This window comes from Tardiphaga sp., assembly GCF_044336785.1.
Lineage (GTDB): Bacteria > Pseudomonadota > Alphaproteobacteria > Rhizobiales > Xanthobacteraceae > Tardiphaga.
In genome coordinates, this window is record NZ_JBIIOT010000057.1 from 26529 (window position 1) to 34128 (window position 7600).

Genomic DNA, 7600 nt, shown 5'->3' on the forward strand with positions numbered 1-7600 from the left:
GCTTATGACGGGGGCATCGGCGGGCATTGGGCAGCCTGCTCGGGAAGACGGGTCTTCTCTGGAAGAAAGCGCGCGTGCGAAGGTCAATCTGACCCTCCGCGTCATCGGGCGGCGGGCCGACGGCTATCATGATCTTGAAAGCGTGGTCGTGTTCGCTGATTGCGCTGACCTGCTGACGCTGTCGCCGGGCGGCGATCTCGCGCTCACAGCGACCGGGCCACGGGCTGCGGAATGCGGTGACAACAACGACAATCTGGTGATCAAGGCGGCGCGCCTGCTCGGTGAGCAAGTCGAGGGCCTGACCTTCGGCACCTTCGCGCTCGACAAGCATTTGCCCGTGGCTGCCGGCATCGGTGGCGGTTCAGCGGATGCCGCGGCGGCGCTGCGGCTTCTGGTACGTTCCAACAATCTCGAACTCGACGATCCCCGCGTGATGGATGTCGCGCGCCTCACCGGTGCCGATGTGCCGGTCTGCGTGCAGTCGCATGCCTGCGTGATGACAGGCGTCGGAGAAAATCTGCTGCAGCTCAGCCTGCCGCGTTTGCCTTGCGTGATGGTCAATCCGCGCGTGCCCGTGGCGACCAAGGATGTGTTTCAGGAGCTTGGGCTGAAGAACGGCCAGCTGCGCGTTGGCCCGGCCGATGTGCTGAAGGCCCGCTCATGGCCGGCGGAAGGCGCATCGGTGGATGATTGGATCGCGGCCGTCAGTGCCGGCACCAATGATCTCGAAGCGCCTGCGTTGAAGGTCGAGCCGATCATCGGCGATGTGCTGGCCGCGCTGGGCGCCGCTGAAGGCGTTCGCCTTGCTCGTATGTCGGGCTCGGGCGCGACGTGTTTTGCGCTGTTCGACAATGACACCGATGCGCAGCGTGCCGCGCATGCGATCCAGCTCGCGCATCCGCTGTGGTGGGTGCATGCGGGCGCACTGAGCTAACGCCTCCGTCATTGCGAGCGGAGCGAAGCAATCCGGAAAGCCAGGAACTGCATTGCTTCGTCGCTACGCTCCTCGCAGTGACGGCTGGCTACCAGCCGGCGCTATAGCCGCCATCCACCGTGTAGATCACGCCGGACGTGTAGCCGGCGCGGTCCGAGGCGAGGAACGCCATCAGGTCGGCGATCTCGCGCGGCTTGGCGGGGCGGCCGAGCGGAAAACCCTGCTGCAACTCGCGAAACCGGCTCTCGTCGCCGAACTGCGTTTTGGCACGGGTCTTCATCAGCGTCTCGTGACGGTCGGTCCCGACCGGGCCGGGATTGATGCCGACCACGCGGATATTGTCCTTCAGGCTCTTGCCACCGAGCGCCCGCGTAAAGGCCATCAGCGCGGCATTGCCGGCGCTGCCGCAGATGTAATTGGCATCGAATTTCTCGCCGGCCGCGCCGATATCGTTGATGATCACGCCGCCACCGCGCGCCTTCATCTGCGCATAGACCTGCCGTGTCAGGTTGATGAAGCCGAACACTTTCAGCTCCCAGGCATGGCGCCAGGCGGGCTCGTCGATCATGTCGATGGCACCGCCGGGAATGTCGCCGGCATTGTTCACCAGAATGTCGATATCGCCGGCCGCGGCGGCGAGGGTTGCGAGGTCCTCGGCATTGCGCAGATCGGTCCCGTGAATGGCGACGTCGATCTGATGACGCGCGCGCAGGCTGTCGGCCAGCGCCTGCATCTTTTCGACATTGCGGGCAGCGAGGCGGAGGTTTGCGCCTTCCTCGGCAAAGGCTTCCGCGGCAGCCGCGCCAATCCCTTTGGAGGCGCCGGTGATGAGGACGCGTTTGCCGCGCAGATGAAGATCCATGGAATGCCTCCGGTTCGCATTGACGTCCGAGTTAGGCTGCTGCGGCAAAAGCGGTCAACATTGCACTGCAGCGTTGATCGCGCGCCGGCTTTGGTCCAAACCTGCCAACAATCCAAACTGGCGAAGGAAACCTCACGGTGAGCAAAGAATATCGGATTGCCGTCATCCCCGGCGACGGCATCGGCAAGGAAGTGATGCCGGAAGGCCTGCGCGTGCTCGAGGCGGTGGCCAAGAAGCACCGCGTGAAGGTGAAATTCGATCATTACGACTTCTCGTCCTACGACTATTACGAGAAGCACGGCCAGATGATGCCCGACGACTGGAAGGCCCAGATCGGCCAGCACGACGCCATCTATTTCGGCGCCGTCGGCCTGCCGGCCAAGATTCCGGATCACATTTCGCTGTGGGGCTCGCTGATCAAGTTCCGTCGCGAATTCGACCAATACGTCAATCTGCGCCCGGTGCGCCTGATGCCCGGTGTGCCGTGCCCGCTGGTCGGTCGCAAGCCCGGGGATATCGATTTCTGGGTCGTCCGTGAAAACACCGAAGGCGAATATTCGGCGGTCGGCGGTCGCAGCTTCCCGGATACGGATCGCGAATTCGTCACCCAGCAGACGGTGATGACCCGCACCGGCGTCGATCGAATTCTCAAGTTCGCTTTCGATCTCGCCCAGTCGCGGCCGAAGAAGCACCTGACCTCGGCGACCAAGTCGAACGGCATTGCGATCACCATGCCGTATTGGGACGAGCGCGTGAAGGCGATGGGTGAGAACTATCCCGATGTGAGATGGGACCAGTATCACATCGACATTCTCACCGCGCATTTTGTCATGAACCCCGACCGCTTCGACGTGGTGGTGGCGTCCAATCTGTTCGGTGACATCCTGTCGGATCTCGGTCCGGCCTGCACCGGCACCATCGGCATCGCGCCGTCGGGAAACATCAATCCGGCCGGTGATTTCCCGTCGGTGTTCGAGCCGGTGCACGGTTCGGCGCCGGATATCGCGGGGCAGGGGATCGCCAATCCGATCGGCATGATCTGGTCGGGCGCCATGATGCTCGAGCATCTCGGCGAGAAGGAAGCGGCGGATTCGATCGTGAAGGCGATCGAGCGTACGCTGGCGGAGCGCACGCTGCGCACGCGGGATCTCGGCGGTCAGGCGGATACGACGGCTTGTGGCAAGGCTGTTGCGGAGATGATTGAGTAAGTAACACGCTCCGTAAAGCCCTCATGGTGAGGAGGCGCTCTTGCGCCGTCTCGAACCATGGGGGCGCGCGGCCATCCTTCGAGACGCCGCGCAAGAGCGCGGCTCCTCAGGATGAGGGCTGAGATTGCGGTTTACCCCGCAATCCTTCGGCAATGCTTCCACGCCGCATCGATCAGATTGATGCTCGCCTCCGGCGTCCGGAATGCCGAGTGCGCCGACAGCGTCACATTCGGAATCGTCGTCAGCACATGGCCGGCCGGCAGCGGCTCGATCTCGAACACGTCGAGGCCGGCATGGCGCAGATGGCCGGAGCGCAGCGCCTCGATCATCGCGGCCTGATCCACGATCGCACCGCGGGCGGTGTTGATCAAGATCGCCCCCTTCTTCATCTGGCTGATGCGCTCGCGGGTAATCATGCCGCGGGTCTCGTCATTCAGCAGCAGATGGATCGAGATCACGTCGCTCTGCGATAGCACCGTCTCCATGTCGGTGAATTCAACGCCAGGATAACTCTTCGGCGAGCGATTCCAGGCCAGCACCTTCATGCCCGAGCCGAGCGTGATGCGCGCGACTTCCGCGGCGATGCCGCCAAAACCGATCAGGCCGATGGTCTTGCCGGTCAGCTCCATACCTTCATCGCGCAACCAGTTGCCGGCGCGCATTTCGCGGTCCTGCTCGGCAATACCGCGCGCAGCCGCCCACATATGTGCGATAGCCATTTCGGCAACCGCGGTGTCGCCATAGCCGCGGATCAGATGTACCGCGATGCCGAGCGCTTCCAGCTCGTCGACATTCATGTAGCTGCGCGCGCCGGTGCCGAGAAACACGATGTGCTTGAGCCCGGTGCACTGTTTCGCGATATCGGTGGGCACATAGGTGTGGTCGACGACGGCGATTTCGGCGCCATCCAGCACTGTGGGCAGGTCGGCCGAGGTGATGTCCTCGTTGCGGTTGATCCTGACCGTGATGTCGCCCGGCTGCGTGAGCCGTTCCATGATGAGTGCCAGCTCTTCGCTGGCATCGACGAATACGCCGCGCATTGATTGTGCCCCTTACTTACTTCGACGACACGCCGGCCAGCGCCAGCACGGTATGCATCAGGACATTCGCGCCAGCGGCGCAATCGTCCTGCGTGGAGGATTCCAGCTCGTTATGGCTGATGCCGTCCTTGCTTGGGATGAACACCATCGCGGTCGGCATGATGTTGTTGAGATTGCAGGCATCGTGGCCGGCGCCTGAAGTGATGCGGCGATGCGAGTAGCCCAGCTCTTCGGCCGCGCTCTCGACGGCATTGACAAAGTCCTTGTTGAAGTGCGTCGGCGGCTTGTGCCAGACCTTGTCGAAGGCGACCTCGACCTTGCGCTTCGCAGCGATGGCCGTGATCGCCTCGCGCACACCCTTCTCGATGGCGTCGAGTTTGCCGGCATCGGCGCTGCGCAGATCCATGGTGAAGGCGATCTCGCCGGGGATCACGTTACGTGACGGATTGGCGATCACGGCCTCACCGATGGTGCCGAGCGCACCGATCTCGGTAACCACGCGCTCGGTGGCCAGAACGATCTCCGACAGCGTGCCGAGCGCATCCTTGCGCAGCGGCATCGGTGTCGAGCCGGCATGGCTTTCAAAACCGGTGATCTTGCCGTCGAACCACAGCACGCCCTGGCCGGAATCGACCACGCCGATGGTCTTGCCTTCGGCCTCAAGGATCGGGCCCTGTTCGATATGCAGTTCGACGAAGCCGGAGAATTTCTGCGTGCCGACGGCGACATCGCCGCGATAGCCGATGGAGTCGAGGGCTTCGCCGACGGTCACGCCGGCGATATCCTTACGCGACAGAATATCGTCGGTGGTGAAGTCGCCGACATAGGCGGCCGAGGCCATCATGGCGGGTGCGAAGCGCGAACCTTCTTCATTGGTCCAGTTGGCGATGCAGATCGGCGCATCGGTCTCGATGCCGGCATCGTTCAGCGTGCGCACCACTTCGAGCGCGCCAAGCACGCCCAGAATGCCGTCGAACTTGCCGCCGGTCGGCTGGGTGTCGAGATGCGAGCCGATGCCGATCGGCGCCTTGGACATGTCGCGGCCACGGCGCAGCGCGAACATCGAGCCGAGCGCATCGACCTTCACCTCAAGACCGGCCGCTTCGCATGCCTTGCGAAACCAGTCGCGCACCTGCTTGTCCTCGGGCCCGAGCGTCAGGCGACGCACGCCGCCTTTCGGTGTGCCGCCGAATTTCGCCGTCTCATTGATCGCGCCCCACAGACGTTCAGAGTTGATCTTCAGATTGTCGCCGAGCTTGGTCATGCCGTTCGTCCTGGGAGTTTCGCTTGGTGGAATGTGGTGTATTTCAATGACCCGCCGTCGCCAGCACGTCAACCAAAGGGCTGGTATGCGGTGAGATGCTTGATGCCGCAGTCTCTTGCGCAAGCTGCGCGGCAAGGCCGGCGACGAGCTCGATGGCAACGGTGTCGGGCGAGGACAGCCAGCTTGCCGCAAAAGTCAGTGGTTGGATCGGCACATTGGTATTGAGCAATTGCAGCCGGCCATCGGCGAGTTCGCTCTGCACGATGGCGGTGGGGATGACCGCGATGCCGAGGCCCTCGATCGCCATATGGATCACGGTGGCGAGCGATGCGCTGGCATGCAGCCGGATCGGGGGCAGCGATGGTCGGTTGAAGATCGAGCGCACGATCTCATAAGGCCGCGTCTTGCGCGGGAAGGTGATGATCGGATGCTTGGCCAGATCTTCCACCGACAGCATCTCACTACCCAGTCCGAGCGACGGACTGGCGAGGAAGCCGATCTGATAGTCGCACAGCACCTTGTTCTGCACGTCGGATGCAGCGAGCGGCCCCACGACGAATGCGAGTTCGATTTCCTGTGCCAGCAAACGTGCGCGCAGGTTCGGTGTGATATCGACCTCGATCTCGAGCGACAAATTGGGATAGGCCTCGTTCACCTGCTTGATCAGCTTCGACAGCCAGGTGTGCACGATCGTCTCTGCCACGCCGAGCCTGAGCACGCCGCGCATCGCGGAGCGATCGCCGACCGCCGCCATCATCTCGGAGCGCAGCCCGATCAGCTTTTCGGCATAGACCAGCATCTCCCGGCCGGCGGGGGTGGGGGAGGCGATGCGGCGGTCACGCTGCAACAGTCGGACGCCGACCTCATGTTCGAGCTGTGCAATGCGCTGGGAGATGGCGGGCTGGGTCGTATTCAGCTTCTGGGCGGCGCCACGGAAGCTTCCGAGATTGACCACCCATAGGAAGGTCTCCAGCGCCTTGAAGTCCGCCATGGGGTAGGATCTTCTCTTTAGATAAGTTTGGCTTATCGGATGCGATCAAAAAACACGATTAGACATTATGTTATCCCTATGCCCCATTAAGTCGAGGCCAAAACGCAGGCAGGGCGATAATTGAGGCAGGTGGCTATGGGCACTCTGGCGAAGCGTGATCGTGACGAAGCCGACAGCGGTGACCTGCCCAGTGCAGTCGCGCGCCGCGAATATCGCGCCGGCAAATATGCCAGCACCGCCGGGGTCGCGCCCGGTTACGTCCAGGGCAATCTCGTCATCCTGCCGGAAGCCCAGGCCTCCGCCTTCCATCGCTTCTGCCAGCTCAATCCGAAGCCGTGTCCGATCATCGGCATGTCCGATCCCGGCGATCCCCGCATTCCCGCGCTGGGTCTCGATCTCGATATCCGAACTGACATTCCGCAATATGTGGTCTGGAAGGACGGCGAGGCGATCGACCGCCCTTATGAGGTGAACAAATACTGGCGTGATGATCTCGTGTCTTTTGTCATCGGTTGCTCCTATTCGTTCGAAGAGCCGATGATGGCGGAAGACCTTCCGATCCGTCACATCGAGCAAGATACCTTGGTGCCAATGTATCGCACCAGCATCGCCTGCAAATCTGCCGGCCCCTTCGCCGGTCCGATGGTTGTCTCGATGCGGCCGCTGAAGCCGGCCGATGCGATCCGCGCCGTACAGATCACTTCACGATTTCCTTCCGTACATGGTGCGCCCGTGCATCTTGGGCTGCCGCAGTCGATCGGCATCGCGGATATCAACAAACCCGATTACGGTGATGCAGTGCACATCAATGATGACGAGATCCCGGTATTCTGGGCGTGCGGAGTGACACCGCAAGCCGTCATCGCAGCTGCGAAAGTGCCATTCGCGATCACGCATGCGCCGGGTGTGATGCTCATCACCGACCTCAAGAATAAGCAACTTGCTGTTTTATAAGAAGCAGCTTGCCGATCTTTCGAGCTTTACCGTAACCTCGATTAGTTCCTATCGATAGCTGCCGATCACAAAGGACACCCAGCTGACGATCTCTCGCCGTGATGTTCTGCTTGGAGGCGCTGCCTCTGCCGCGCTGCTCCCGCTTGCGACGCCGGTTCGCGCACAAGCCAAGGAAGTGGTGATCGGCGTGATTTATCCGCTGTCCGGCGCCAGTGCGCAGATCGGCGTCGATGCACAGAAGGCGTTCGAGACTGCTGCTGACATCATCAACAAGAACTACGATTTCGATCTGCCGATGGCGCGCGGCGAGGGTTTCTCGGGGCTCGGTGGCGCCAAGGTGCGCCTCG

General features: G+C 62.3%; 7 protein-coding genes and 1 pseudogene. 4 read left to right on the top strand and 4 right to left on the bottom strand.

Translation table 11 applies throughout. From position 1 onward, the window contains the following. Positions 1-4 precede the first annotated feature (4 nt). Positions 5-934, top strand: coding sequence for a 4-(cytidine 5'-diphospho)-2-C-methyl-D-erythritol kinase (locus ACIQ2A_RS16665; protein WP_398481166.1), 930 nt, complete (start codon positions 5-7; stop codon positions 932-934). An 88-nt stretch (positions 935-1022) separates the two neighbouring features. Here ACIQ2A_RS16665 and ACIQ2A_RS16670 read toward each other — a convergent pair whose 3' ends face one another. Further along, positions 1023-1796, bottom strand: coding sequence for an SDR family oxidoreductase (locus tag ACIQ2A_RS16670; RefSeq protein WP_398481168.1), 774 nt, complete (start codon positions 1794-1796; stop codon positions 1023-1025). A 137-nt stretch (positions 1797-1933) separates the two neighbouring features. Between ACIQ2A_RS16670 and ACIQ2A_RS16675 the strand changes: the two genes are divergently transcribed. Beyond that, the gene (locus tag ACIQ2A_RS16675) at positions 1934-3004 is read left to right on the top strand and encodes a tartrate dehydrogenase (RefSeq protein WP_398481171.1); all 1071 of its coding nucleotides are present in this window, start codon (positions 1934-1936) and stop codon (positions 3002-3004) included. A 131-nt stretch (positions 3005-3135) separates the two neighbouring features. Here ACIQ2A_RS16675 and ACIQ2A_RS16680 read toward each other — a convergent pair whose 3' ends face one another. The 3 genes from ACIQ2A_RS16680 to ACIQ2A_RS16690 are packed head-to-tail and all read right to left on the bottom strand — an operon-like array spanning position 3136 to position 6299. Then, positions 3136-4044: an NAD(P)-dependent oxidoreductase gene (locus tag ACIQ2A_RS16680; RefSeq protein WP_398481173.1), complete on the bottom strand. Its 909-nt coding sequence runs from the start codon at positions 4042-4044 to the stop codon at positions 3136-3138. 16 nt (positions 4045-4060) lie between these two features. Next, on the bottom strand, positions 4061-5308 hold the full coding sequence (locus tag ACIQ2A_RS16685) for a Zn-dependent hydrolase (RefSeq protein ID WP_398481175.1): 1248 nt from the start codon (positions 5306-5308) through the stop codon (positions 4061-4063). A gap of 43 nt (positions 5309-5351) precedes the next feature. Then, on the bottom strand, positions 5352-6299 hold the full coding sequence (locus ACIQ2A_RS16690; protein ID WP_398481177.1) for a LysR family transcriptional regulator: 948 nt from the start codon (positions 6297-6299) through the stop codon (positions 5352-5354). Positions 6300-6434: 135 nt separating this feature from the next. On the opposite strand from ACIQ2A_RS16690, the gene ACIQ2A_RS16695 reads away from it, so the two are divergent. Together ACIQ2A_RS16695 and ACIQ2A_RS16700 are read left to right on the top strand one after the other, a co-directional pair. Next, positions 6435-7253: a putative hydro-lyase gene (locus ACIQ2A_RS16695; protein WP_398481179.1), complete on the top strand. Its 819-nt coding sequence runs from the start codon at positions 6435-6437 to the stop codon at positions 7251-7253. 82 nt (positions 7254-7335) lie between these two features. After that, positions 7336-7600, top strand: a pseudogene (locus tag ACIQ2A_RS16700) (amino acid ABC transporter substrate-binding protein); the annotation flags it as partial.

Coding starts and splice junctions, on each gene's coding strand:
- ACIQ2A_RS16665 (WP_398481166.1), top strand. CDS start 5: ATGACGGGGGCATCGGCGGGCATTGGGCAGCCTGCTCGGGAAGACGGG.
- ACIQ2A_RS16670 (WP_398481168.1), bottom strand. CDS start 1,796: ATGGATCTTCATCTGCGCGGCAAACGCGTCCTCATCACCGGCGCCTCC.
- ACIQ2A_RS16680 (WP_398481173.1), bottom strand. CDS start 4,044: ATGCGCGGCGTATTCGTCGATGCCAGCGAAGAGCTGGCACTCATCATG.
- ACIQ2A_RS16685 (WP_398481175.1), bottom strand. CDS start 5,308: ATGACCAAGCTCGGCGACAATCTGAAGATCAACTCTGAACGTCTGTGG.
- ACIQ2A_RS16690 (WP_398481177.1), bottom strand. CDS start 6,299: ATGGCGGACTTCAAGGCGCTGGAGACCTTCCTATGGGTGGTCAATCTC.
- ACIQ2A_RS16695 (WP_398481179.1), top strand. CDS start 6,435: ATGGGCACTCTGGCGAAGCGTGATCGTGACGAAGCCGACAGCGGTGAC.